General features: G+C 58.0%; 25 protein-coding genes. 18 read left to right on the plus strand and 7 right to left on the minus strand.

The window, feature by feature from the left end:
* Nucleotides 1-6: 6 nt before the first annotated feature.
* The 5 genes from hydA to BSK21_RS03850 are packed head-to-tail and all read left to right on the plus strand — an operon-like array spanning nt 7 to nt 5061.
* The gene (gene hydA, locus BSK21_RS03830; RefSeq protein ID WP_067549623.1) at nt 7-1461 is read left to right on the plus strand and encodes a dihydropyrimidinase; all 1455 of its coding nucleotides are present in this window, start codon (nt 7-9) and stop codon (nt 1459-1461) included.
* A gap of 19 nt (nt 1462-1480) precedes the next feature.
* Nucleotides 1481-2254 (plus strand): ABC transporter ATP-binding protein, encoded by a 774-nt coding sequence (locus BSK21_RS03835; protein ID WP_067549621.1) that lies wholly within the window; start codon nt 1481-1483, stop codon nt 2252-2254.
* The gene (locus tag BSK21_RS03840; protein WP_067549619.1) at nt 2247-3194 is read left to right on the plus strand and encodes an ABC transporter permease; all 948 of its coding nucleotides are present in this window, start codon (nt 2247-2249) and stop codon (nt 3192-3194) included. Before BSK21_RS03835 ends, BSK21_RS03840 begins: the two co-directional genes overlap by 8 nt.
* Nucleotides 3191-4039 (plus strand): ABC transporter permease, encoded by an 849-nt coding sequence (locus BSK21_RS03845; RefSeq protein ID WP_067549617.1) that lies wholly within the window; start codon nt 3191-3193, stop codon nt 4037-4039. Before BSK21_RS03840 ends, BSK21_RS03845 begins: the two co-directional genes overlap by 4 nt.
* A gap of 41 nt (nt 4040-4080) precedes the next feature.
* Nucleotides 4081-5061: an ABC transporter substrate-binding protein gene (locus BSK21_RS03850; RefSeq protein ID WP_067549615.1), complete on the plus strand. Its 981-nt coding sequence runs from the start codon at nt 4081-4083 to the stop codon at nt 5059-5061.
* 39 nt (nt 5062-5100) lie between these two features.
* On the opposite strand, the gene BSK21_RS03855 is transcribed toward BSK21_RS03850, so the two are convergent.
* Together BSK21_RS03855 and hisF are read right to left on the minus strand one after the other, a co-directional pair.
* The gene (locus tag BSK21_RS03855; protein ID WP_197498160.1) at nt 5101-5412 is read right to left on the minus strand and encodes a phosphoribosyl-ATP diphosphatase; all 312 of its coding nucleotides are present in this window, start codon (nt 5410-5412) and stop codon (nt 5101-5103) included.
* Complete coding sequence (gene hisF, locus BSK21_RS03860; protein ID WP_067549611.1) at nt 5409-6167, minus strand: imidazole glycerol phosphate synthase subunit HisF; 759 nt, start codon at nt 6165-6167, stop codon at nt 5409-5411. Before hisF ends, BSK21_RS03855 begins: the two co-directional genes overlap by 4 nt.
* Nucleotides 6168-6255: 88 nt before the next feature.
* Between hisF and BSK21_RS03865 the strand changes: the two genes are divergently transcribed.
* Entirely contained in the window at nt 6256-7008 is a 753-nt protein-coding gene (locus BSK21_RS03865) for an SDR family NAD(P)-dependent oxidoreductase (RefSeq protein ID WP_067549609.1), read from the plus strand.
* A gap of 3 nt (nt 7009-7011) precedes the next feature.
* On the opposite strand, the gene BSK21_RS03870 is transcribed toward BSK21_RS03865, so the two are convergent.
* Together BSK21_RS03870 and BSK21_RS03875 are read right to left on the minus strand one after the other, a co-directional pair.
* Complete coding sequence (locus BSK21_RS03870) at nt 7012-7329, minus strand: arginine transporter (protein ID WP_067549607.1); 318 nt, start codon at nt 7327-7329, stop codon at nt 7012-7014.
* Nucleotides 7330-7508: 179 nt separating this feature from the next.
* Entirely contained in the window at nt 7509-7715 is a 207-nt protein-coding gene (locus tag BSK21_RS03875; protein WP_067549605.1) for a cold-shock protein, read from the minus strand.
* A 281-nt stretch (nt 7716-7996) separates the two neighbouring features.
* Between BSK21_RS03875 and BSK21_RS03885 the strand changes: the two genes are divergently transcribed.
* The 8 genes from BSK21_RS03885 to BSK21_RS16010 all read left to right on the plus strand — a co-directional run bounded on the left by BSK21_RS03885 (nt 7997) and on the right by BSK21_RS16010 (nt 15822).
* The gene (locus tag BSK21_RS03885; protein ID WP_067549601.1) at nt 7997-8872 is read left to right on the plus strand and encodes an AEC family transporter; all 876 of its coding nucleotides are present in this window, start codon (nt 7997-7999) and stop codon (nt 8870-8872) included.
* 137 nt (nt 8873-9009) lie between these two features.
* Nucleotides 9010-9882 (plus strand): NAD(P)-dependent oxidoreductase, encoded by an 873-nt coding sequence (locus tag BSK21_RS03890; protein ID WP_067549599.1) that lies wholly within the window; start codon nt 9010-9012, stop codon nt 9880-9882.
* A 55-nt stretch (nt 9883-9937) separates the two neighbouring features.
* On the plus strand, nt 9938-10900 hold the full coding sequence (locus tag BSK21_RS03895) for a D-glycerate dehydrogenase (RefSeq protein WP_067549597.1): 963 nt from the start codon (nt 9938-9940) through the stop codon (nt 10898-10900).
* 153 nt (nt 10901-11053) lie between these two features.
* On the plus strand, nt 11054-12193 hold the full coding sequence (locus BSK21_RS03900) for a TRAP transporter substrate-binding protein (protein WP_067549595.1): 1140 nt from the start codon (nt 11054-11056) through the stop codon (nt 12191-12193).
* A gap of 67 nt (nt 12194-12260) precedes the next feature.
* On the plus strand, nt 12261-12830 hold the full coding sequence (locus tag BSK21_RS03905) for a TRAP transporter small permease subunit (protein ID WP_067549593.1): 570 nt from the start codon (nt 12261-12263) through the stop codon (nt 12828-12830).
* A 59-nt stretch (nt 12831-12889) separates the two neighbouring features.
* Nucleotides 12890-14314, plus strand: coding sequence for a TRAP transporter large permease subunit (locus BSK21_RS03910; protein WP_067549591.1), 1425 nt, complete (start codon nt 12890-12892; stop codon nt 14312-14314).
* Nucleotides 14298-15656, plus strand: coding sequence for an amidase (locus BSK21_RS03915; RefSeq protein WP_067549589.1), 1359 nt, complete (start codon nt 14298-14300; stop codon nt 15654-15656). Before BSK21_RS03910 ends, BSK21_RS03915 begins: the two co-directional genes overlap by 17 nt.
* Before the next feature lie 4 nt (nt 15657-15660).
* Nucleotides 15661-15822 carry a hypothetical protein gene (locus tag BSK21_RS16010; protein ID WP_197498152.1) on the plus strand — a complete coding sequence of 54 codons (162 nt, stop codon included), beginning with the start codon at nt 15661-15663 and terminating at the stop codon, nt 15820-15822.
* A gap of 55 nt (nt 15823-15877) precedes the next feature.
* On the opposite strand, the gene BSK21_RS03920 is transcribed toward BSK21_RS16010, so the two are convergent.
* Nucleotides 15878-16300 (minus strand): heme-binding protein, encoded by a 423-nt coding sequence (locus tag BSK21_RS03920; protein ID WP_067549742.1) that lies wholly within the window; start codon nt 16298-16300, stop codon nt 15878-15880.
* Between the two features lie 12 nt (nt 16301-16312).
* Nucleotides 16313-18445, minus strand: a complete 2133-nt coding sequence (locus BSK21_RS03925) for a malate synthase G (RefSeq protein ID WP_067549587.1) — start codon at nt 18443-18445, stop codon at nt 16313-16315.
* 89 nt (nt 18446-18534) lie between these two features.
* Between BSK21_RS03925 and BSK21_RS03930 the strand changes: the two genes are divergently transcribed.
* From BSK21_RS03930 to glcF, 4 genes are all read left to right on the plus strand, one after another.
* Nucleotides 18535-19305 (plus strand): IclR family transcriptional regulator, encoded by a 771-nt coding sequence (locus BSK21_RS03930; protein ID WP_231924770.1) that lies wholly within the window; start codon nt 18535-18537, stop codon nt 19303-19305.
* A 91-nt stretch (nt 19306-19396) separates the two neighbouring features.
* On the plus strand, nt 19397-20827 hold the full coding sequence (locus BSK21_RS03935; RefSeq protein ID WP_067549583.1) for an FAD-linked oxidase C-terminal domain-containing protein: 1431 nt from the start codon (nt 19397-19399) through the stop codon (nt 20825-20827).
* Entirely contained in the window at nt 20824-21900 is a 1077-nt protein-coding gene (locus BSK21_RS03940; RefSeq protein WP_067549581.1) for an FAD-binding protein, read from the plus strand. Before BSK21_RS03935 ends, BSK21_RS03940 begins: the two co-directional genes overlap by 4 nt.
* Nucleotides 21901-21903: 3 nt before the next feature.
* Nucleotides 21904-23178, plus strand: coding sequence for a glycolate oxidase subunit GlcF (glcF, locus tag BSK21_RS03945; protein ID WP_067549579.1), 1275 nt, complete (start codon nt 21904-21906; stop codon nt 23176-23178).
* A gap of 25 nt (nt 23179-23203) precedes the next feature.
* Here the strand turns inward: glcF and BSK21_RS03950 are convergent, their stop codons facing one another.
* Nucleotides 23204-23938 carry an SDR family oxidoreductase gene (locus BSK21_RS03950; protein WP_067549741.1) on the minus strand — a complete coding sequence of 245 codons (735 nt, stop codon included), beginning with the start codon at nt 23936-23938 and terminating at the stop codon, nt 23204-23206.
* Between the last annotated feature and the right edge of the window lie 2 nt (nt 23939-23940).

Consider the following 23940-nt stretch of genomic DNA (forward strand, 5'->3'; position numbering starts at 1 on the left):
AAGACCATGACCACAGTCATCAAAAACGGCACCATCGTCACCGCCGACCTCACTTACAAGGCCGACGTCCTGATTGAGGGTGGCGTCATCACCGCAATCGGGCAAGGGCTCAAGGGCGATAAGGAATTGGATGCCACGGGGTGCTACGTCATGCCGGGTGGTATCGACCCTCATACGCACCTCGAAATGCCATTCATGGGCACCTATTCCTCGGATGATTTCGAGAGCGGCACCCGTGCGGCGCTCGCCGGTGGCACGACGATGGTCGTCGACTTTGCGCTGCCATCTCCGGGGCAGGGGCTGCACGATGCACTGCAAATGTGGGACAACAAATCAACCCGCGCGAACTGTGACTACTCGTTCCACATGGCGGTCACGTGGTGGGGCGAACAGGTCTTTAACGAAATGGAATCCGTGATCCGTGATCGCGGCATCAACACGTTCAAACACTTCATGGCCTATAAGGGCGCGTTGATGGTGAACGACGACGAAATGTATGCCTCGTTCCAGCGTCTCGCTGAACTGGGCGGCATCGCTATGGTGCACGCTGAAAACGGGGACGTTGTTGCCGAACTCTCGGCCAAGCTTTTGCGCGAAGGCAATACAGGCCCCGAGGCCCATGCCTATTCCCGCCCGTCTCAGGTCGAAGGTGAAGCCACCAACCGCGCGATTATGATCGCTGATATGGCGGGCGTGCCTCTTTATGTCGTGCACACCTCCTGCGAAGAAGCCCACGAGGCCATCCGCCGTGCGCGTATGAACGGCAAACGGGTTTGGGGTGAACCGCTGATCCAGCACCTGACCTTGGATGAAAGCGAATACTTTAACCCTGACTGGGACCATGCCGCGCGCCGCGTCATGTCCCCTCCGTTCCGCAATAAGAAACATCAGGACAGCCTATGGGCGGGCCTGCAATCTGGGTCGCTCTCGGTTGTGGCGACAGACCACTGCGCCTTTACCACGGATCAAAAACGCTACGGCGTTGGGGACTTTACCAAGATCCCGAACGGCACGGGTGGCCTAGAGGACCGTATGCCGATGCTCTGGACACATGGCGTTAACACAGGCCGCCTAACCCCGAATGAATTTGTCGCTGTAACCTCAACGAATATCGCGAAAATTCTGAACTGCTACCCGAAAAAAGGTGCTGTTCTTGTTGGGGCCGATGCAGACCTCGTTGTGTGGGACCCAGAGAAAGAAAAGACCATTTCCGCCTCTTCGCAACAGTCGGCAATCGATTATAACGTGTTCGAGGGACAGACGGTGAAGGGCCTGCCACGTTTCACTTTGACCCGTGGGCATGTGGCCATCCATGATGGAGAAATCCGCACCCAAGAAGGTCATGGTGAGTTCGTGAAACGCGGTCCAAACACCGCCGTGAACAAGGCCCTGTCCACGTGGAAAGAACTGACCGCACCGCGTCCTGTCGAACGCAGCGGTATCCCGGCAACGGGCGTATAAGAAGAAAGAAGAAGACCTGATGAGTGTCATCGAAGCCAAAGGCCTCAACCTTACCTTTCAGACCAACGACGGGCCCGTTCATGCCCTTCGCGACGTCAACCTGACCATTGAGAAAGGCGATTTCGTTTCATTCATCGGGCCATCTGGCTGCGGTAAAACGACGTTTCTGCGCTGCATCGCGGGGCTGGAACATCCGACGGGCGGAACGTTGTCCGTCAACGGCATGACCCCCGACGAGGCTCGCAAGGCGCGGGCCTATGGCTACGTGTTTCAGGCGGCGGGTCTTTATCCTTGGCGTACTATCGGGGGCAACATTCGCCTGCCTCTCGAAATCATGGGCTTTTCCAAAGAGGATCAAGCCGAGCGTGTGAAAAAGACGCTCGATCTCGTGGACCTCACAGGGTTCGAAAAGAAATTCCCGTGGCAGCTCTCTGGTGGGATGCAGCAGCGGGCGTCCATTGCCCGCGCTTTGGCTTTTGATGCCGATATTTTGTTGATGGATGAACCCTTTGGTGCGCTCGATGAAATCGTCCGCGATAAACTGAACGAAGAGCTTTTGAAACTCTGGGCCCGCACGGAAAAAACCATCGGCTTCGTCACCCACTCCATCCCCGAGGCGGTCTATCTCTCGACCAAGATCGTCGTGATGTCACCCCGTCCGGGTCGGATCACCGATGTGATAGAAAGCACCCTGCCGCGCGAACGTCCTTTGGATATCCGTGACAGCGCAGAGTTCATCGAAATCGCCCACCGCGTTCGCGAAGGCCTGCGTGCGGGGCATCTGGATGACTAAGGCTGGCCCGATCCTGACTGTCGTCCTCGCGATCATGGCGCTCTGGTATGTCGCCTGTATCCCGATGAACGTACAGGAAACGCTCACCGCAGCCGAACGGGCAGGGGCCGTAGTGACCCCTGACAACGCCCGCGCCCGTGCAGAGGTTGGACGTTTTTCCCTGATGTTGCAAAACACCGATACCCTAGCGGGGAGCTGGTCGGTCGAACGCGCCCGTCTGCCCGCACCACATCAGATCGTGGCAGAACTTTGGGACAGCACTTGGACCGAAGAGGTCTATGGCCGCCGTGGCATCGTGAACTCGGGCAGCCTGTCGAATAAATCGCTGATCTATCACGGCTGGGTCACGCTATCCGCGACCGTTGTCGGCTTTGCCATTGGTGCGGGCCTCGGCGTCCTGCTCGCCGTTGGTATCGTGCACAGCAAAACCATGGATATGTCGGTCATGCCTTGGGCGATTGTCAGCCAGACGATCCCGATTGTGGCTCTGGCCCCAATGATCATCGTGGTCCTTTATTCCTTTGGCATCCAAGGCCTGATACCCAAAGCCGTCATCAGCGCCTATCTGTCCTTCTTCCCTGTCGTTGTCGGCATGGTCAAAGGTCTGCGGAGCCCCGATGCGATGCAGTTGGACCTCCTCCACACCTACCACGCTGGCCAAGGGGCGACCTTCTGGAAGCTCCGCCTGCCGTCCTCGGTGCCTTATCTGTTTACCTCGCTCAAGGTCGGCATCGCGGCATCGCTCGTCGGGGCTATCGTTGGTGAACTGCCTGTGCAGCGTGGCGGGCTAGGTGCGCGGATGCTGGGCGGGTCGTATTATGGCCAGACCGAACAAATCTGGGCGGCGCTGTTCTTTGCCGCTGGTATGGCGGCGCTCTTGGTGGCGCTGATTGGCTGGATTGAGGCCCGCACCCTTAAACGGATGGGAGTGCAGGCATGATCTACGTCCTCTTTGCCGCTCTGATCTGGGCCATGGGCTGGGGCCTGAACGCTGTGATCGCCAATGGTCGCGCCGCCAAAACCTCTGCCGCGCAAATCGGCGTGCCGCTGATTTTCGGTGCAACTGTGCTGATCATCTGGGAGCTTTTGGTTACGGGGCTGAACATTTCCGCCGTGATCCTGCCAGCGCCCACGGCCATCGCGGCGGCCTTTGGTGCGAACCTCACGATCCTCTGGGCCGACTTTTTCCAGACCTTCGTCAAAGGCGCGTTCAGCGGCTATGTGATCGGCTGTGGCGCGGCCTTCCTCGTGGCGATTGTCGTGGACCGCTACGATTTCCTGCGCCGTGGCCTCTTGCCTGTCGGCAACTTCGTCGCGGCTTTGCCTATTGTGGGCACCGCACCCATCCTCGTGATGTGGTTCGGCTTTGATTGGCAGTCCAAGGCTGCGGTCGTCGTGGTCATGGTGTTCTTCCCTATGCTGGTGAACACAGTCGCGGGTCTGCGCGACACCTCGACGATGCAGCGCGATCTGATGCGCACCTATGGCGCATCCTACACGCAAACGCTTTTGAAACTCCGCATCCCTGCTGCCATGCCCTTTGTTTTCAACGGGCTCAAAATTGCGACATCTTTGGCGCTCATTGGCGCGATTGTAGCCGAATTTTTCGGCTCACCTGTTTTGGGCATGGGATTTAGAATTTCGACATCGGTCGGTCAGTTGGCCCTTGATATGGTCTGGGCAGAGATCGTTGTCGCTGCAATCGCGGGCAGCCTATTTTACGGGCTGGTCGCAAAGATCGAGCAATGGGTGACCTTCTGGCACCCATCGCAACGAAAACACTAACCGGCGCAAAAGTCGGATCACCACCAACAAGGAGTAACCCAATGAAGACCTATATGATCGGCGCCGTGGCCGCCCTTTGCACCGCCACCACAGCCTTTGCAGACGATGTGACGCTTCAGTTGAAGTGGGTCACCCAAGCTCAGTTCGCAGGCTACTACGTCGCGCTAGAGCAGGGCTTTTACGAGGCCGAAGGGCTGGACGTGACGATCCTCGCAGGTGGTCCCGACATAGCACCGGGTCAGGTGCTCGCTGGTGGCGGCGCCGATGTGATGATCGACTGGCTGCCCTCGGCGCTCGCGGCTCGCGAAAAAGGTTTGCCGATCGTGAACATTGCACAGCCCTATAAATCCTCGGGCCTTATGCTGACCTGCTGGAAAGACAGCGGCATCACTGGCCCTGCTGACTTCCCTGGTCACACCATCGGCGTTTGGTTCTACGGCAACGAATATCCGTTCCTGTCGTGGATGAGCCAAGAGGGTATCTCGACCGACGGCGGCGAGGGTGGCGTGACCGTCCTGAAGCAGGGCTTCAACGTCGATCCACTGTTGCAGCGTCAGGCCGATTGTATCTCTACCATGACCTATAACGAATTCGGTCAGGTGCTTGAGGCTGGCGTTTCACCCGATGAACTCGTCACCTTCAAGTACGAAGACGTGGGCGTCGCAACCCTTGAGGACGGTCTCTATGTCCTCGAAGAGAACCTCAACGATCCGGCATTTGCTGACAAAATGGTCCGCTTTGTTCGTGCATCGATGCAGGGCTGGAAATGGGCTGAAGAGAACCCAGAAGACGCAGCCATGATCGTTCTCGACAACGACGAGACAGGCGCACAGACCGAAGAGCACCAGATCTACATGATGGGTGAAGTTGCGAAACTGACCGCTGGATCGAATGGCGCGTTGGATGTTGCGGACTATGAACGCACTGTTGCGACCCTGTTGGCTGGCGGCTCTGATCCTGTGATCACCGTTGAACCGACGGGCGCATGGACCCATGCGATCACGGACGCTGCACTTCAGTAAAACGAAAACGGGCAGGAGAGTGATCTCCTGCCCGACGTTTTATCCGCGTGATGCCTTTTCGGCGATGCCAGACTGCGACGTGCGTTTGTCCAGCTCTGCCTCAATATCAGAGAGCGTCACATCGCGGGCCGCACACATCACCAACAGGTGATAGAGACTATCCGCCGCTTCTCCGATCAGCTTTTCACGGTCGCCTTTGACCGCTTCAATGATCGCCTCAACGGCCTCTTCGCCAAATTTCTCAGCGCATTTTTCAGGGCCTTTGGAAAACAGCTTGGCTGTCCAAGAGCTCTCTGGGTCAGCGCCCTTGCGCGACTGGATGGTTTTATCGAGATCGTAGAGCGACATCAGAGCCTCACTGGAATGCCGGCAGCGGCCATGTGTTCTTTGGCCTCACCGATTGTGTAGGTGCCGAAGTGGAAAATCGACGCGGCCAGCACAGCCGACGCACCACCTTTGGTCACACCTTCAACTAGGTGATCAAGGTTCCCCACACCGCCCGAAGCAATCACGGGAATATCCACTGCGTCCGAAATGGCTTTGGTCAGGGGCAGGTTAAAGCCCGCCTTGGTGCCGTCGCGATCCATTGAGGTCAGCAGGATTTCCCCTGCGCCTTTCTCCATCGCGGTGATTGCAAACTCGACTGCATCAATGCCTGTGGGCTTGCGTCCGCCGTGAGTGAAAATCTCCCATCGGCCGGGTTCAACGGTTTTCGCGTCGATCGCACAGACGATGCATTGCGACCCGAACCGCATCGCGGCGTCCGTTAGCACATCAGGGTCAGCAACAGCAGCCGAATTGAACGACACCTTATCCGCCCCCGCGAGAAGAAGCGCCCGAACGTCATTGTGCGTCCGAACACCGCCGCCCACCGTCAGGGGCATAAAGCAGGCTTCAGCCGTGCGGGTCACCAGATCGAACATCGTGCCACGGTTTTCATGGGTCGCATGAATGTCGAGGAAACACAGTTCGTCCGCACCTGCGGCGTCATACGCCTTTGCAGCTTCGACGGGATCACCGGCGTCAATGAGGTCAACGAAATTGACGCCCTTGACCACGCGGCCATCAGCGACATCTAGGCAGGGAATGATACGGGTCTTTAGCATGACCTTTCCTTACGCGGGCAGGGCGCAACGGGCAAGTTGTCGTTTGCGCCGTGGTGTGAAATGGTCCGCACAAATAAGGAGAATACGAATGACATTCGCAAACTACCCGAGCCTAAAAGACAAAGTCGTTTTCGTCACAGGCGGTGCGTCAGGCATTGGTGCGGATATTGTGCGGGCTTTTGCTGCCCAAGGCGCGCAGGTCGGCTTTATCGACATCGATGAGGACGCTGCCGTGAAACTTATGGACGAGGTTGACGGCGATCTGACCTTTGCGGCTGCCGATCTCACAGATATCGAAGCCCTCCGTGTGGCATTTGCCGCGCTTGAGAATGAGGTCGGCTATGCGGACGTTCTCGTGAACAACGCTGCTCGCGATGACCGTCACGATTGGCGCGATGTCACGCCCGAATACTGGGACCAGCGTCAGGCGACAAACCTGCGCCATATGTTCTTCGCGATCCAAGCCGTAGCCGACGGCATGATCTCCAAAGGCGGCGGCTCGATCATCAACATGGGCTCAAACAGCTGGTGGGAAGCCGCAGGCGGTATGCCCTCTTACACCACCGCAAAGGCCGCTGTGCACGGGATGACTCGCGGCATGGCGCGTGACCTTGGCCCGCATCGCATCCGTGTGAACACCGTGGTGCCTGGTTGGATTATGACCGAACGTCAGAAACAGCTCTGGGTTACGCCCGAAGGCATCGCGAAACACAAAGAACGTCAGTGCCTGCCCGATCTGATTGATCCGGTTTACGTCGCACGCATGGTGCTGTTCCTTGCCTCTGACGACGCAAAGATGTGCACGGCGACGAACTACGTTGTGGATGCAGGCTCGATCTAACGATCAGCCACGGCACATGGTTTCGGCGGTCTGAGCGAAGTTCTTATAGCGCAGCCAAAACGCCTCGGTCGCGGGGTTATCGGATTGGCGCGTATCTTGGGCTTTTTGCGGATCGCCGAACAGTTCCGCTGCACGCGATTGGTCCGACCCGCGCAGGGTCTGGTTCGCAGCGCGCTGAATACAGGAACACAGGGCAGGGTTCGCTGCGGAACGATGGCTCGACATACAGGCCCGCGCAATATCTCCAGACGCACCGGAGCGTCCACCGCCACAAGACATCAGTGCCAAACATGCCATTCCGGCCATCACAAAACGGACCATTGAAAACCTCTGCCGATTAAACGCCCCACCCATCAGCGTGGGTTTTGTTGGGCTGATTTGCCTCTGAGATGCAGAGTGCCAGAGAGGGGGCCGAATGTCCACGCAGCATAAGGCTCAAACGAAAACAGGGCGCAAAACTGCGCCCTGTTCCGGTCCCGAAGGACATATTCGATCGGCGATTATGCCAGAGCGAGGTTCGAAGCCGACTCACGACCGTCACGGCCGGATTCGATGTCGAAAGTAACCGCTTGACCGTCTTTCAGACCGGTCAGGCCAGCGCGCTCAACAGCGGAGATGTGAACGAAAACGTCGTTACGTGCGCCTTCAACTTCAATGAAGCCGAAGCCTTTGGTCGAGTTAAACCATTTTACGGTACCATTAGCCATGGTGTAGTTCCTTTATGTTAAGGCGTCCGCAAAACGCGACGCCGCCGGCAGCTCAACGTCGAATAGCTGGGCCGGGTAAGGAACAGTGTCGAAATTCAGATTGCATCCGCCGTCTAACAGAGTGTCCCCCTTTACGCAAACGAAAACGGGGACCGCCGTTGCTGGGCACACTTGCCCGACTGTGAACCCGCTCTGTTTCATGAAAGTTTGTGCCTTGACGGTACATGGGAAACCACTGCCCTATTGAACCAAAGCGAGCGGTCTAAAGAAATGCGGGACACATGATTTTCCAAATTCTCGAAGTTGTCCTGCCCATCTTCATCATCATCTCGGTCGGATTTGTTTACAGTCGCGCGGTAAAGCCTGATTTATCTGGCATAAACCGCATGATCGTCGATATCGCGCTTCCAGTTTTAATTTTCACCTCGCTCTCCGATAAAGACTTCGATCCGATGTCTGCTGCGACGTTTGCAATGGCTTCGGTTCTGCTGATTATCGCCAGTGGTGTATTGGTCTTCCCTTTCGCTCGGTTCTCGGGCGCGAATTGGCGATCCCTTTTGCCCTGCGTCATGTTCGGAAATGTCGGACCTGTTGGTATTCCTCTGATCGTGCTTGCGTTTGGGCCCGAAGGACTGCCGATTGCAGTGGTTTTGCTCGTCCTCTCCAATATCCTTCATTTCACGCTTGGCGCGGGCGTGATGAGCGGTCGAACCCATTGGCGGATCGTGTTCACCAATCCTCTTGTCTGGGCGACGGTTGCGGGAATAGCCGTTTCACAGCTTGGCCTGACCTTCCCGAAATGGGTTGATACACCGCTGACGATGATCGGGAATATCCTCGTGCCGACGATGCTCTTGTCACTCGGTGCTCGGCTGTCCACAAGTGAAATCAGCGATCTCGGGGTCGGCGTGCGGGGCACCGCTCTTACCACGCTGGCCCGGCTTTTTGCCTGTTATATCATATTGTTGGTCATTCCGCTCGAAGGGATCGAACGCGGCGCTCTGATCCTGTTTGCCTGTCTGCCGTCCGCTGTGTTCAACTACATGCTCGCCGACAAATACAACGCCGAGCCGAACAAGGTCGCCTCGATGGTTGTCGCAGGTCATTTCGGCAGCCTGATCGTTTTGCCGCTCGGGTTATGGCTGGCCTTGATGTGATGACAGGGCCGAAAATAAGGCCGTTGAGGGCGATCAGGAATGACGCCCGAAACGCTGCAAATGCAAAAAGTTTTGTGCTTGCAAAATTAGACCTAACTATTCACCAATTCCAAGAATTCGAATGAGGGAGGATGCCGATGACAAAGGTAGCATTTTTAGGGCTTGGCGTGATGGGTTACCCGATGGCGGGCCATTTGCAGGCCAAGGGGCATGACGTCACCGTTTATAACCGCACTGCGGCAAAGGCCGAAAAATGGGTCGCGCAGCATGGAGGCGCGATGGCAGCCACCCCGCGAGAGGCCGCTGAGGGTGCGGACATTGTATTCGCCTGCGTCGGCAATGACGACGATTTGCGCGGCGTGTGCACGGGTGCGGATGGTGCCTTTGCGGGCATGTCGAAGGGCGCGATTTTTGTAGACCACACCACCGTGTCTGCTGCGGTGACCCGCGAAATGTTTGCCGCTGCTGAGGCTCTCGGCCTTGGCTTCGTGGACGCGCCCGTTTCGGGCGGGCAGGCGGGTGCCGAAAATGGCGTCCTGTCGGTCATGTGTGGTGGTGTTCAGGCGCAATATGACACAGCTGAGCCCGTGATTGCCTCTTACGCCCGTATCTGCCGTCGCATCGGTGACTCTGGCGCGGGCCAGATGACCAAGATGTGCAACCAGATCGCCATCGCGGGCCTCGTTCAGGGTCTGTCCGAGGCGCTGCACTTTGCGGGAAAAGCAGGTCTCGACGGTGCATCCGTGGTCGAAGTTATCAGCCAAGGCGCCGCAGGCAGCTGGCAAATGTCCAACCGCTATCAAACCATGATCGACGACCATTTCGAACATGGCTTTGCCGTAGATTGGATGCGCAAGGACCTTGGTATTTGCCTGTCGACTGCCGATGAAACAGGGGCGAGCCTGCCCGTCACAGCGCTGGTCGATCAGTTTTATAAGGACGTTCAAAAGATGGGCGGCGGGCGTTGGGATACGTCATCGCTCATCAAACGTCTTCGTGCTGCGGGGTAAATCCTCGCTTCACATCTAACGATACGAACCGCCGCGCCCCACAAAGGAGACGACCGTGACCAAGCCGAAACTGCTGATTACGCGTAAACTACGACCTGACGTGGAGGCGCGTGCGGCGCGTGACTATGACGTGACCTTTAACCCCGAGGACCGTCTGTTCACCCGCGATGAACTGATCGCGGCCTGTCGCACCGTTGACGCCGTTCTGCCCTGCCATTCCGAACATTTCAGTGCCGATGTGATCTCGGAAATCGGCGCGGGGCTAAAGATTATCGCCAACCATTCGGTCGGCACCGATCACGTTGACCTTGCCGCGGCCAAAGCGGCTGGCATTGTCGTCACCAACACCCCTGATGTGCTGTCAGATGCGACCGCCGAAATCGCGATGCTCTGCATGCTCGGTGCTGCGCGGCGCGGGGCCGAAGGCGACGCTATGGTGCGCTCTGGTCAGTGGAACTTCTGGTCGCCCGCTTTCATGGTGGGGCGTCAGGTGACGGCCAAACGGTTTGGCGTTCTGGGCATGGGGCGGGTCGGTCAAGTCACCGCTGAACGGGCGCGTGGGTTTGGAATGGAAATCCATTACCACAACCGCCGCCGTCTGCCCGAGCATCTCGAAAAAGGGGCGATCTACCACGACACCCTCGAAGGACTACTCGGCTGTTCCGACGTGTTGAGCCTTCATTGTCCATCGACCGCTGAAAACGCTGGAATTATCAACGCAAAAACCCTCGCGCTTTTGCCTGATCGGGCGATTTTGGTGAACACGGCGCGGGGCGCATTGGTTGACGAATCCGCTCTCATTGATGCTTTGATGTCAGGTAAATTGTTCGCGGCTGGTTTGGATGTGTTTCAAACAGAGCCAGGCGGAAATCCAAAGCTTGCCGCATTGCAGAATATTTTCATGTTGCCGCACATCGGCTCTGCCACCGAAGAGACCCGAGATGCCATGGGGTATCGTGCGCTGGACAATTTAGACGCCTATTTCAAGGGTGAAGACCCGCATGACCGCGTTGCATAGTTCTGAAAATAAAAAATAAATTTAACTTTTTCGGCAATATTTCCATCTGGTGGAAAAGATAAATTTATTTCCTTGATTTTGATGAAAGGCCTTCTACCGTAGGAGATAGATTAACGACACACAATGTGTCTGAAATCGTCTGGGAGGACATCAATGACTAAGAAAACTGACACTGCGCGTCTGTCGCGCCGTTCCTTTATTCGTACCGGTGCCCTAGGTGGTTCGGCTGCTGCCGCGACCGTTCTGGCGGCTCCGCCGGTATTGGCCCAATCGCCGATCGTAATGAAAATGCAGACCTCGTGGTCTGCGTCTGACATCTGGATGGACTTTGCACGCGAATATGTTGACCGCGTCGAAGCGATGTCCGGTGGCCGTATCAAAATCGACCTTCTGCCAGCAGGCGCAGTCGTTGCCGCGTTCCAGGTGATGGACGCTGTGCATGACGGCGTTCTTGACGCTGCGCACTCCGTGCCTGTGTACTGGTATGGTAAATCCAAAGCGGCGTCGTTCTTCGGCACCGGCCCTGTTTTCGGTGGCTCTGCTACAACGATGCAGGCTTGGTTCTATCAGGGCGGCGGTGCAGAACTGTATCGCGAACTGACCCAAGACATCCTCGGCCTGAACGTCATCGGTATGATGGGTATGCCGATGCCTGCACAGCCATTCGGCTGGTTCAAAGAAGAAGTAAACACCGTCGCTGACCTCAACGGCTTTAAATACCGTACTGTGGGTCTGGCTGCTGACCTTCTTCAGAGCATGGGCATGTCGGTTGCACAGCTTCCGGGCGGCGAAATCGTTCCCGCGATGGAGCGTGGCGTGATCGACGCGTTCGAATTCAACAACCCGTCGTCGGACCGTCGTTTCGGCGCACAGGACGTTGCTAAGAACTACTACCTGTCGTCCTATCACCAAGCGTCGGAATCGTTCGAATTCCTCTTCAACAAAGACTTCATGGAAGACCTGCCAGAAGACCTGCAGGCGATCCTCAAGCACGCAGTTGAAGCGTCTTCGACCTCGAACACCGCTCTGGCGATGCGCGAATACTCCAAAGACCTCGCAGAACTTCAGTCGGATGAGGGCGTCACTGTTCACCGCACCTCGAAAGACATTCTCGCAGGTCAGTTGGCCGCTTGGGACACGCTGATCGCTGATCTGGCAACAGATGAGTTCAACGCACGTGTCATGGAAAGCCAGCGTGCTTGGACCGAAAAAGTTGCGTACTACGAACTGATGAACGCACCTGACCTCGGCCTCGCATACGAGCACTATTTCCCGGGTAAGCTGAAGCTCTGATCATCAGCAAAAAGGCGCGGGGGACCGCGCCTTTTTCACCTAGGATTGGTCCGGACTGGAGTTACGAATGCTAAAATATATCCGATTTGCCGATACTGTATCTGCGTGGTTCGGCAAGGCTTTTGGATGGCTGATCATCCTGATGACCCTTGGCATGAGCTACGAGGTCTTTGTTCGGTATCTGTTGAACAGCCCCACGCCGTGGTCGCTGGACATCAGCTTTATCATGTATGGGACGTTGTTCATGATGGGCGGCGCCTACACCCTGTCGCGCGGCGGTCACGTGCGCGGCGACTTCCTCTACCGACTGTGGCGGGAACGGACGCAGGCGATCGTCGACCTGACGCTCTATGTGTTCTTCTTCTTCCCCGGTATCCTCGCTCTGATCTTTTCGGGCTGGAAATACGCAAGCCGGTCGTGGAGCTACACCGAGGTCTCGGTGAACAGCCCCGCAGGCATTCCAATCTATCAGTTCAAAACTGTGATCGTCGCGGCGGGCCTTTTGCTCTTTATCCAAGGCATCGCGCAAGTCTTCCGCTGCATCATCTGCATCAAAGAGGGCAAGTGGCCCCCGATGGCGTCGGACGTCGAGGAAACCGAAACCCTACTTATGAAACAGGCATCTGAGGGCAAATAATCAGGTCCCCATCAGGCTGAGACCTACTCATCTGCCGTCCTATTACTGGAGTTCACACCGTGACCGATCCACAAATCGCTCTTACCATGCTGGGCATCTTTATTGCCTGCGTGTTTTTGGGCTTCCCGATTGCCTATACGCTCATGGCGATTGGCCTCGGCTTTGGCTACTACGCCTATTTCGACGCTGGCCGTATGTGGCGCAGCTTTAACCGACTGACCGAAGACGCTGGTTGGTGGGATTCGACCTCTCTCTGGCTAGAGGGGTTCTATAACAACCGTATCTTCGACCTCTTCATCAACCAAACCTACTCAGTCATATCAAACGAAGTTCTTACGGCGATCCCGCTGTTCCTCTTCATGGGGTACATCGTGGAACGCGCGAACATCGTGGATAAACTGTTCAGCACGCTTGCGCTTGCATCGCGCAACATCCCGGGTTCGCTCGGTGTGGCCGCTCTGATCACCTGCGCACTCTTCGCAACGGCAACAGGTATCGTGGGCGCGGTTGTGACCCTGATGGGCCTCTTGGCACTGCCGCAGATGCTCAAGATGCGGTACGACCACAGCTTTGCGGCTGGTATCATCTGTGCTGGCGGTACGCTGGGTATTCTGATCCCGCCGTCGATCATGTTGATCGTTTACGCTGCATCTTCGGGTGTTTCGATCGTGCGCCTCTACGCTGCGGCTCTGCTGCCGGGTCTGGTGCTGGTTGGCCTCTACATCACCTACATCGTGGTGCGGTCTATCCTGAACCCGAACCTCGCGCCGAAACCGACCAAGGAAGAACTCCCCGAGGTCCCGCTGGGCAAGATGCTTTGGATGCTGGCAACCAGCTTCCTGCCGCTTGCGATCCTGATCCTCTCGGTTCTTGGTTCGATCCTCTTTGGTCTGGCAACCCCGACCGAAGCCGCGTCCATCGGTGCGCTGGGTGGTATGGTGCTGGCGATTGCCTACCGTGCGATGACCTTTGATCGCCTGCGTGAAAGCGTCTATCTGACCGTCCGCACCACCGCGATGGTGTGCTGGCTGTTCGTTGGTTCCTATGTGTTCTCGGCCGTGTTCAGCTACTTGGGCGGTGAACAGGTGATCGCAGAGTTTGTGACCCACCTCGATCTGACACCGATCCAGTTCCTGATTATCGCTCAGTTGATCATCTTCCTTCTCGGCTGGCCGCTGGAATGGTCCGAAATCATCATCATTTTCGTGCCAATCTTCTTGCCGCTTCTGCCGATGTTCGGGATTGATCCGCTGTTCTTTGGTGTGCTCGTGGCGCTGAACCTTCAGACCAGCTTCTTGACCCCACCAATGGCGATGAGTGCGTACTACCTCAAAGGTATCGCACCGCCGCAGGTCAAACTGCTCGAGATCTTCAAGGGCGTGCTGCCGTATTGCGGTATGGTCGTGATAGCCATGTTACTCATGTACACCTTCCCGCAGATTGTCTTTAGCCTACCGGATGCCGTCTATGGTCCGCAGCGCTAAGACACAGACCATACTCGGTTTGGGGGCGGTCGCTTTGCGCGACCGCCTCGCTTCGGGTGAATTTACGGCCGTCGATGTGGTCGAGGCTTGCCTTGACCGCATTACTGAATTTGAACCGCAGGTTGGCGCTTGGGCGTGGCTTGATGGCGACCATGCCATTCAACAGGCGCAACGTCTGGATCAATGGCGGCAAATGGGACGGCCCTTGGGTCCGCTGCATGGGCTGCCTGTCGGTCTAAAAGACATCATCGACACCAAAGGCATCCCGACCGAAAACGGAACGCCCATCGACGCGGGACGAGTTCCCGATGAAGATGCTTGGATCGTCTCGCGTCTACGGGCTGCGGGTGCGATTATCTTGGGGAAAACGGTCACGACTGAGGCCGCATTCATGCATGCGGGCAAAACCCGCAACCCGCATAACCCCGATCACACCCCGGGCGGATCATCCTCTGGCTCTGCAGCTGCGGTTGCGGCGGGCATGGTGCCCTTTGCTATTGGCACACAAACCGGCGGTTCCGTCATTCGTCCTGCATCTTTCTGTGGTGTCGTAGGGTTCAAACCCACGTTCGGCCTGATCCCGCGGACGGGTATTCTGCCACAATCGCCCCACCTCGACACCGTGGGCGTTTTTGCCCGCTCCGTCGAAGATGCCGCGCTCTTGACCGAGGTCATCGCTGGCCACGACCCGTTGGACCGTGCAACATCCCCAGTTCCAATGCCACGGATGCTCGACGTGGCTACGTCGAAACCTCCGGTGCTGCCTGACTTTGCCTTGGCCCGAATCCCTGGATGGGATCAGGCCGATCCGCAAATGACCGCTGCCATCGAAGAACTGGTCGACCTCTTGGGAGACAAATGCATCGAAGCCCCGCTGCCCGAACTGAGCCAAGCCGCCAAAACCCGCGAACTGATCAACTTCGCAGAAATGGCGAAATGCTACTATCACTTCGAGGCCCGTGGTCGGGATCAACTATCGGACAAGCTCCGCACCGCCATCGACAAAGGCAAAGACGTCATGGCACGCGACTATATCTCTGCGCTCGACTGGCGCGAGGTGTTGAACGCTGGGTTCGAGGCGATCTTTAACCGCGCGGACGCGATCATCTGTCCCGCCGCCCTGGGCCCTGCGCCCGAAGGGTTAGAGGACACAGGCAACCCGATCTTCAACGGGCTTTGGACCTTGGCAGGGATGCCATCGGTCACGATCCCGCTCTTTGTCGCGGAAAACGGAATGCCGATGGGTGTTCAGCTTGTGGGCCGTCGCAACGACGATGCGCGGCTCTTGCGGACAGCCAAATGGCTCAATTCACATATAGAAACACTCGAAACAGGGAACTGAGACTATGAACAATACGATTGCTGTATTTGCGTTTTTGGTGGTCATCGCCTTCTTGTCGATCCTTGTGATCCATGTCCCGCGCGTTGACTTGGTTGCGGTGATCTCAATCACTGTGGCACTGGCCCTTTGGGACCTCTACACCACCTGCTTTGCCAAAAAGGGCTAAGCACAAATAAAACGGGCGGCCCTAGAGCCGCCCGTTTTCGTTTATTTATCTAACCTCAGAGTGTGGCGAGGAAGTGATCAATGCCCGCCTGAGCGACCTCGCGGTCTTGGGCAGGGGTGCCTGACGACACACCGATGCCACCCACAACGTCCCCATCCACGATCACAGGCAGACCGCCACCGACGACCATCAAACGGCCTCCGATTGCAGAGTCGATGCCATAGGTCGGGCCACCGGGTTGGCTGATCGCGCCATAATCATGCGTCGCTTTTTTCGCCGCCGACGCGGTAAAGCTCTTGTCGATGGCGATGGTGATCGAAGTGACCTTGCCGCCGTCCATTCGTTCAAACGCCACCAGATTGCCGCCTTCGTCTGTGATTGCGATGCACATCGGCACGCCAATCTCACTCGCTTTGGCTCGCGCACCCTCAAGGAGGATGCGCGCGTCGTTCAGGTCTAGTCGCTTGATGATTTGCATGACGCTATCCAATCACTTCGCAGCGGCTTTGACGCGCAGGCGCGCCTTATACAGAAGCGGTTCAGTGTAGCCCGACGGTTGCGAAATGCCTTCGAGCACCAGCGCCCGCGCCGCATTGAATGCTTCGCCATCGAACGACGGTGCCATCGGTTTATAGGCCGGATCGCCCGCGTTCTGCGCGTCGACCTTCGGGGCCATACGGCGGAAGGCGGCCTCGACCTGATCAACGGTGCAGATGCCATGCTCGATCCAGTTGGCGAGGTATTGCGACGAAATCCGCAGGGTCGCGCGGTCTTCCATCAGGGCCACATCGTCGATGTCGGGCACTTTGGAACAGCCGATACCCTGATCGACCCAACGCACCACATAGCCCAGAATGGACTGGCAGGCGTTGTCCAATTCGCGGGTCACATCCTCGTCCGACACATTGCGGCCGATCATGACAGGCGGTGTCAGCAGCGCGTTCTGCGAGGCATGGTCACGCGACCGCAGTTGGTTCTGAACCTCGGACACATTCACATGGTGATAATGCGTGGCGTGCAGGGTCGCAGCGGTGGGCGAGGGAACCCACGCAGTGTTTGCTCCTGCCTTCGGATGGCCGATCTTGGCCTTGAGCATATCCGCCATATCGTCAGGACGTGCCCACATGCCTTTGCCGATCTGCGCCTGACCCGTGAGGCCAGCCGCCAGACCTGTGTCCACGTTCCCGTTCTCATACGCGCCGAGCCATGCGCTCCCCGCCATTTCGCCACGCGGGATAACAGGGCCCGCTTGCATCATGGTGTGGATTTCATCGCCCGTACGGTCGAGGAAGCCGGTGTTGATGAACACACAGCGCGTTTTAACCGCGTTGATGCAGGCCGCGAGGTTTGCCGACGTACGGCGTTCTTCGTCCATGATACCGAGCTTGACCGTATCACGGGGCAGGCCGAGCATATCCTCAACCCGACCATAGAGCGTATTCGCAAACGCAACCTCTTCGGGGCCGTGCATCTTGGGCTTCACGACATAGACCGACCCGCTGCGCGAATTCCGCATACCGTCGGTTTTCGCCAGATCGTGCATCGCACAGGCCACGGTGATCACCGCGTCCATGATGCCTTCGGGGGTTTCTTCGCCATTCATCAGAACCGCGTTGTTGGTCATCAGGTGACCGACGTTACGCACCAGCATCAGCGCACGACCGGGGTGGGTTACAGCTTCGCCGTTCGGCGCTGTGTAGGTCACATCGTCGTTCAGACGACGGGTCATGACCTTGCCGCCCTTGTCAAAGCTCTCTTCCAGCGTGCCTTTCATCAGGCCCAGCCAGTTTGCATAAACAACGCATTTGTCCTCGGCATCGACAGCCGCGACAGAGTCTTCGCAGTCCTGAATGGCGGTCAGGGCGCTTTCCAAACGGATGTCCGAAATGCCAGCCGGATCAGTTGCGCCAATCGCGCTCTCACGGTCGATCTTAATCTCGATCAGCAGGCCGTTGACGCGCAGCATTACGTCGCCGTTCGCACGGTAGCCTGCGTATTGGCTCGCGTCTTTCAGAGTGGTTGCAGCGCCACCAACGGTGATCGACAGAGCCTCGCCCGCGTCCAGCGCCTCAACATCGGCCCACGATCCGTTGGCCAGCGGTGCAACCTCATCCAGATGTGCACGTGCCCAGGCGACAACCTTTGCGCCGCGCTCTGCGTCATAGCCTTTGCCCGCAGGTTTCCCTTCGATGGCGTCTGTGCCGTAGAGCGCATCATATAGCGATCCCCAACGTGCGTTCGCCGCGTTCAGCGCAAAGCGTGCATTCATCACAGGAACAACCAGCTGCGGCCCGGCGATGCTCGCGATCTCTGGGTCAACGTTTTCGACCTTGATTTCGAACGGGGCAGGTGCTGGCTGAAGATAGCCGATCTCGCGCAGGAACGCGTTCGCTTCTTCCACGTCAAAGGTTTTACCCTTTTGCGCCTTATACCAGCCGTCAATTTGCGCCTGCAGATCCTCACGCTTTTCAATCAAAGCGCGGTTCACAGGTACGAGGTCTTTGAGAAGTGCGGAATACCCATCCCAAAATGCATCAGCATCAATGCCGAGCAGGATTTCGTTTTCAATGAGAGCCGCCAGATCAGCAGACACCTCAAGTTCAGAGCGTTTTACATAAGTCATAGCGGCCTCCATTTTTTAAAAATGTAGACCGAGGGCAGGCGGGGTGTTAACCATCGACGAAATAGTTTTTCACGATGCGGAAAATGTCGATGAAACAGAAAGTCGGATCAGTTCAGTCGGTGCAACGGGCGATGACCCTGCTCAAGGCCCTCGCGGCGTCAGATGAAGGCCATCGTGTCAGCGACCTTGCCAAGGGCGCGGGCCTCGCCGTGTCCACCACCCACCGCCTATTAACCACACTCGAAATCGACAACTTTGCCTACTTCGATCCAGAGCGCGCGCTCTGGCATATCGGGCGCGAGGCTTACTCTGTCGGGTCGGCCTATGTGCAGAAATATAACTTCGTTACACCCGCCTTGCCTTACCTGCGTAAACTGCGGGATGAGACCCGCGAAACCGCGAACCTCGGCGTGCTGGATGGAGAGCAAATTGTTACTATTTCTCAAGTAGAAAGCCGCGAGATCGTTCGCGCTATTTCCCCCACGGGTGGACGTGTTCCGGCCTTTTGTTCGGGCATGGGTAAGGCCATTTTGGCCACATGGTCAGACAATCAAATCGAACGCTTTGCAGAGCGGGCAGGGTTCCACCCGATGACCCCCCGATCGCACCGAAACCTCGACACATTGATGAAGGAAATCCGCCACATCCGCGAGGTCGGCTATGCCGTCGATGACGAAGAACATGCCGCTGGTCTGCGCTGCGTTGCGGCAGTGGTTCTTTCGCGTGCAGAGGATGCAGTCTGTGCGATTTCCGTGTCTGCGCTCTCCTCGCGGCTTTCTCATGACCGTATCAGCGAAGTCGGTGTTCGCATCCGCGATATGGCACAATCATTGACAGATTCGCTGCGCGGGGCCGCATAATCACGCACTTTTCCACCAGATGGAAAAACTGGAAAAATTGCGTTGGTCTTTCCGCGTTTCGGCCTATTGTTAAGACAGGGAGGACGAACCGATGGACATGCCAATTCCAAGCGCAGAGATTTTGTCGCGCCGCGCAGATCATATCGCCGCGCTCAAATCCGTGGTGCCTGCGGACCGGGTTATTGAGGACGTGATTGGTCTGCGCGCTTACGAATGCGACGCGCTTACCGCCTATCGCTGCACGCCCCTCGCTGTGGTTTTGCCTTGCAACACCGAAGAGGTCGCTGCCGTCCTGAAACTCTGCCATGACCGTGGGATCCCTGTTGTCCCACGCGGCGCGGGCACCTCGCTTGCAGGTGGATCACTGCCGACGGCTGACGCCGTTGTTGTGGGCGTTGCCCGTCTGACGGACGTGCTTGAGGTCGATTACGACGACCGGATTATGCGCATCCAAACGGGCCGCACGAACTTGTCCGTGACTGCAGCAATCGAGGAAGACGGCTGGTTCTACGCCCCCGATCCCTCGTCACAGCTCGCTTGTGCGATCTCTGGCAACATCGGCATGAACTCGGGCGGGGCGCATTGCCTCAAATACGGGGTGACGGTGAACAACCTCTTGGGTCTGCGGATGGTGCTGATGGACGGCACGATTATCGACCTCGGCGGCGCTCATATGGATGCAGGCGATATTGACCTTCTGCCTGTGGTCTGCGGTGCCGAAGGTCAGTTGGGCATCGTAACCGAAGCCACGCTCCGCATCCTGCCCAAACCCGAAGGCGCGCGCCCTGTCATGGTAGCCTTCGGTTCCTCCGCCGTCGCGGGCGCTTGCGTGTCCGACATCATTCAGGCGGGCATTGTCCCCGTCGCCATCGAATTCATGGACCGCCCCTGCATCGAAGCCTGCGAAGCCTTCGCCAAAGCGGGCTACCCCGATTGCGAGGCGCTCTTGATCATCGAGGTCGAAGGATCTGACCGCGAAATCGATCACCAGCTTGCCCTCATCCGCGAGATTGCCGAACGGCATAACCCCGACGAAATCCGCGAAAGCCGTTCGGCCGATGAATCCGCCCGCATCTGGCTCGGCCGTAAATCGGCCTTTGGCGCGATGGGGCAGATCAACGACTACATGTGTCTCGACGGCACGATCCCTGTGTCCGAACTTCCTTACGTCCTCGAACGGATCGGCGAGTTGTCCAAGGAATACGGCCTCGGCGTTGCGAACGTATTCCATGCGGGTGACGGCAATATGCACCCGCTGATCCTCTTTGATGCGAACAAACCCGGTGATCTTGAACGATGCGAGGCGATGGGCGCCGACATCCTCTGTCTCTGCATTGAGGTTGGCGGATGTCTGACGGGCGAACATGGCGTTGGCATCGAAAAACGCGACCTCATGCACGCGCAATTCAACGCCCAAGACCTAGAGGCGCAGATGATCGTAAAGGATGTGTTCGACCCGAAATGGCTCTTGAACGCGGCCAAAGTGTTCCCGCTTGATGCGTCAGAGGCGCGCCGCGCATGACCCAAACGATATTCACCCCGACGACCGAAGACGAACTGTCCGACATCATCGCATCCGCCTCGGCACCGTTCGACATCGTCGGCGGTGGCACACGCCATACGCCTGCGGGCCATCAGCGTCTCTCGACCGCTGGGCTGTCGGGCGTGCGCCTCTACGAACCCGGTGCGCTAACCCTTGTGGCAGGGGCAGGGACCACCATGGCAGAGATCAACGCGCTCTTGGCCGACAATGGTCAGCGTCTGCCCTTTGAACCGATGGATCACCGCGCCGTTCTCGGCACCTCGGGCGAACCGACGCTCGGCGGGATGGTCGCACTGAACCATTGTGGTCCGCGCCGTGTTCAGGCGGGATCTGCCCGTGACATGCTCTTGGGCCTGCGGTTTGTCGATGGCAGCGGGCGCATCGTGAAAAACGGTGGCCGCGTGATGAAAAACGTGACGGGTTACGACATTGCCCGCCTCCATTGTGGCGCGCGCGGGAAGCTGGGCGTGATGACCGAAATCTCGCTCAAGGTGCTGCCGCTGCCCGAACGCACGGCGACGATGGCATTGGCTGAACCTTCGCCCATTGCTGCTGTAGCCGCCCTGTCCAAAGCGCTCGGTTCCCCGTTCGAGGTCAACGGTGCCGCATGGCATCAGGGTCGTATTCTCCTTCGGATCGAAGGGTTTAACGATTCCGTCAGCTACCGCGCCGACCAACTCTCACGCCTGCTACCGGGTCTGACCCTCGTCGATGAAAACCCGTGGGATGACCTGCGCGACGCCCGCTTTGCGGCCACCTCGGATCGCGACATCTGGCGCGTGTCTCTGCGGGCCAGCAATGGGGCCAAGGCAGCCGAGCGACTGATGGGCATGGGCGTCGATGTGACCTTGGATTGGGGCGGCGCGCTCCTCTGGGCGAGCACGGATAACGGCTTTGACCTGCGCTCCGCCCTCGGTGGACTTCACGGGCACGCGACGCGCTTGCGCGGGGGAGGGGATACACCTGCCCTTGAACCAGCGGCCGATGGCGTTGCCCAACTGACCACTGCATTGCAAAACGCTTACGACCCACGCGGGTTGTTCAACAGGTGATCCATGAAAACTGAATTCACAGAAGAACAGCTCGCCATTCCCGCCATCGCGCGGTCTAACGAAATCCTGCGGTCCTGCGTCCACTGTGGGTTCTGCACGGCGACCTGTCCGACCTATCAAATCCTTGGTGATGAAATGGATAGCCCCCGAGGGCGCATCTACCTGATCAAGGATATGCTGGAAAACAACCGTCCTGCGGATACGGAAACGGTCAAACACATCGACCGTTGTCTGGGCTGTTTGGCTTGCATGACCACATGCCCGTCGGGGGTGCATTACGCGCATCTCTTGGACCACGCTCGCAGCCATATTGAGGCGACCTATAAACGCCCGCTCTTTGATCGGGTGCTGCGTTGGACCTTGGCGCGGATCATTCCTTATCCGTCGCGGTTCCGCCTCGCGCTGCGTGCGGCGCGTATCGGTCGTATCCTCGGCCCACTTATGCCTGATCCGCGACTACGCGCCATGCTCGCGCTGGCCCCTGACCGCATCGTGCCGCCCGCCGATCACGACCGCCCGCAAACCCACGCAGCCCAAGGCACCGCGCGGAAACGTGTGGCCCTGATGACAGGCTGTGCGCAAAAGGCGCTCGATTCAGAGATCAACGCTGCCACCATCCGGCTCTTGACCCGCCTCGGCGTCGAAGTGGTCATCCCAGAGGGCGAAGGCTGCTGCGGCGCCATCGTCCACCACATGGGCCGCGAGTCCGAGAGCCACAGCTTTGCCCGTCAGAATATCCAGACATGGGCGCGGGAAATGGATGGCAAAGGGCTCGACGCGATCATCATCAACACCTCGGGCTGCGGCACAACGGTCAAGGACTACGGCCACAGCTTCCGCAACACCGATCTGGCCGAAGATGCCGCGCGCGTGTCAGGCATCTGCCGCGACATCACCGAATTCCTCGCCACGCTGGACCTGCCCGAACAGCCCAAACAGAACATGCGCGTGACCTACCACGCGGCCTGTTCGCTCCAGCATGGTCAAAAGGTCAAAGATGCGCCAAAGGCGCTCTTGACCCGTGCAGGGTTCGACGTCGCAACGCCCAAGGACTCCCACCTCTGCTGCGGTTCTGCAGGGACATATAACCTGTTGCAGCCAGAGATCGCGAATGAACTGAAGGCCCGCAAGCTGGCGACGATCAACGACACGAAACCCGACGTGATCGTGGCTGGAAATATCGGCTGTATGACCCAGATCGGATCAGGCGCAAACGTGCCAGTCTTCCATACGGTTCAACTGCTCGACTGGGCCTACGGCGGACCAAAGCCAGAGTAGGGGGCTACTCTGGCTTTTGCCTGTTTTACCCGCGTCCGATAAACGGCATCGCGGTCGCCATGATGGTCATGAACTGGACGTTCGTCTCGAGCGGCAGGCCCGCCATATACATCACGCTCGTCGCCACTTGCGCCACATCCATCGTCGGCTCGACCTTGATCGACCCATCCGCTTGCGCAATGCCCTTGGTCATCGGTGCGGCCATTTCCGTCAGCGCATTGCCGATGTCGATCTGCCCACAGGCGATGTTGAATTGCCGCCCATCAAGGCTCAGCGTCTTTGTCAGTCCCGTCACCGCATGTTTTGACATGGTGTAGGGCACCGATCCGACCCGTGGCGCGTGGGCAGAGATCGACCCGTTGTTGATGATCCGTCCGCCCTGCGGCGACTGGTGCCGCATCATCCCATAGGCCGCACGGGCGCATAGGAACATACCCGTGATATTGATGTTCGACAGGTTGAGCCAATCCTCGACCTTGATCTCGTCGATGTGCGCCGCTGGAACGCCGACGCCTGCATTGTTGAACAACACATCGAGCCGCCCCCAGGTGTCGCGCAGCGTGGCAAAGCCCGCCTCGACCTCGCTCGGCACGGTCACATCGAACGGCAGGACGAGCGCGTTCTCATGCCCCTGCGCCGTCTCGGTCAGCGTTTCGGCGCGGCGACCGACCAGAGCCACCCGCCACCCATTTTCCAGAAAATGACGCGCCGTGGCCCGTCCGATGCCGCTTCCGGCACCTGTGATCATGATTGTTTTCATCG

The organism is Marivivens sp. JLT3646, from assembly GCF_001908835.1.
Taxonomy (GTDB): domain Bacteria; phylum Pseudomonadota; class Alphaproteobacteria; order Rhodobacterales; family Rhodobacteraceae; genus Marivivens; species Marivivens geojensis.

What these genes read in the sequence shown, in the direction of transcription:
- hydA (WP_067549623.1), top strand. Translation starts at nt 7, where the DNA reads ATGACCACAGTCATCAAAAACGGCACCATCGTCACCGCCGACCTCACT.
- BSK21_RS03835 (WP_067549621.1), top strand. Translation starts at nt 1,481, where the DNA reads ATGAGTGTCATCGAAGCCAAAGGCCTCAACCTTACCTTTCAGACCAAC.
- BSK21_RS03840 (WP_067549619.1), top strand. Translation starts at nt 2,247, where the DNA reads ATGACTAAGGCTGGCCCGATCCTGACTGTCGTCCTCGCGATCATGGCG.
- BSK21_RS03845 (WP_067549617.1), top strand. Translation starts at nt 3,191, where the DNA reads ATGATCTACGTCCTCTTTGCCGCTCTGATCTGGGCCATGGGCTGGGGC.
- BSK21_RS03850 (WP_067549615.1), top strand. Translation starts at nt 4,081, where the DNA reads ATGAAGACCTATATGATCGGCGCCGTGGCCGCCCTTTGCACCGCCACC.
- hisF (WP_067549611.1), bottom strand. Translation starts at nt 6,167, where the DNA reads ATGCTAAAGACCCGTATCATTCCCTGCCTAGATGTCGCTGATGGCCGC.
- BSK21_RS03865 (WP_067549609.1), top strand. Translation starts at nt 6,256, where the DNA reads ATGACATTCGCAAACTACCCGAGCCTAAAAGACAAAGTCGTTTTCGTC.
- BSK21_RS03870 (WP_067549607.1), bottom strand. Translation starts at nt 7,329, where the DNA reads ATGGTCCGTTTTGTGATGGCCGGAATGGCATGTTTGGCACTGATGTCT.
- BSK21_RS03875 (WP_067549605.1), bottom strand. Translation starts at nt 7,715, where the DNA reads ATGGCTAATGGTACCGTAAAATGGTTTAACTCGACCAAAGGCTTCGGC.
- BSK21_RS03885 (WP_067549601.1), top strand. Translation starts at nt 7,997, where the DNA reads ATGATTTTCCAAATTCTCGAAGTTGTCCTGCCCATCTTCATCATCATC.
- BSK21_RS03890 (WP_067549599.1), top strand. Translation starts at nt 9,010, where the DNA reads ATGACAAAGGTAGCATTTTTAGGGCTTGGCGTGATGGGTTACCCGATG.
- BSK21_RS03900 (WP_067549595.1), top strand. Translation starts at nt 11,054, where the DNA reads ATGACTAAGAAAACTGACACTGCGCGTCTGTCGCGCCGTTCCTTTATT.
- BSK21_RS03905 (WP_067549593.1), top strand. Translation starts at nt 12,261, where the DNA reads ATGCTAAAATATATCCGATTTGCCGATACTGTATCTGCGTGGTTCGGC.
- BSK21_RS03915 (WP_067549589.1), top strand. Translation starts at nt 14,298, where the DNA reads ATGGTCCGCAGCGCTAAGACACAGACCATACTCGGTTTGGGGGCGGTC.
- BSK21_RS16010 (WP_197498152.1), top strand. Translation starts at nt 15,661, where the DNA reads ATGAACAATACGATTGCTGTATTTGCGTTTTTGGTGGTCATCGCCTTC.
- BSK21_RS03920 (WP_067549742.1), bottom strand. Translation starts at nt 16,300, where the DNA reads ATGCAAATCATCAAGCGACTAGACCTGAACGACGCGCGCATCCTCCTT.
- BSK21_RS03925 (WP_067549587.1), bottom strand. Translation starts at nt 18,445, where the DNA reads ATGACTTATGTAAAACGCTCTGAACTTGAGGTGTCTGCTGATCTGGCG.
- BSK21_RS03930 (WP_231924770.1), top strand. Translation starts at nt 18,535, where the DNA reads ATGAAACAGAAAGTCGGATCAGTTCAGTCGGTGCAACGGGCGATGACC.
- BSK21_RS03935 (WP_067549583.1), top strand. Translation starts at nt 19,397, where the DNA reads ATGGACATGCCAATTCCAAGCGCAGAGATTTTGTCGCGCCGCGCAGAT.
- BSK21_RS03940 (WP_067549581.1), top strand. Translation starts at nt 20,824, where the DNA reads ATGACCCAAACGATATTCACCCCGACGACCGAAGACGAACTGTCCGAC.
- glcF (WP_067549579.1), top strand. Translation starts at nt 21,904, where the DNA reads ATGAAAACTGAATTCACAGAAGAACAGCTCGCCATTCCCGCCATCGCG.
- BSK21_RS03950 (WP_067549741.1), bottom strand. Translation starts at nt 23,938, where the DNA reads ATGAAAACAATCATGATCACAGGTGCCGGAAGCGGCATCGGACGGGCC.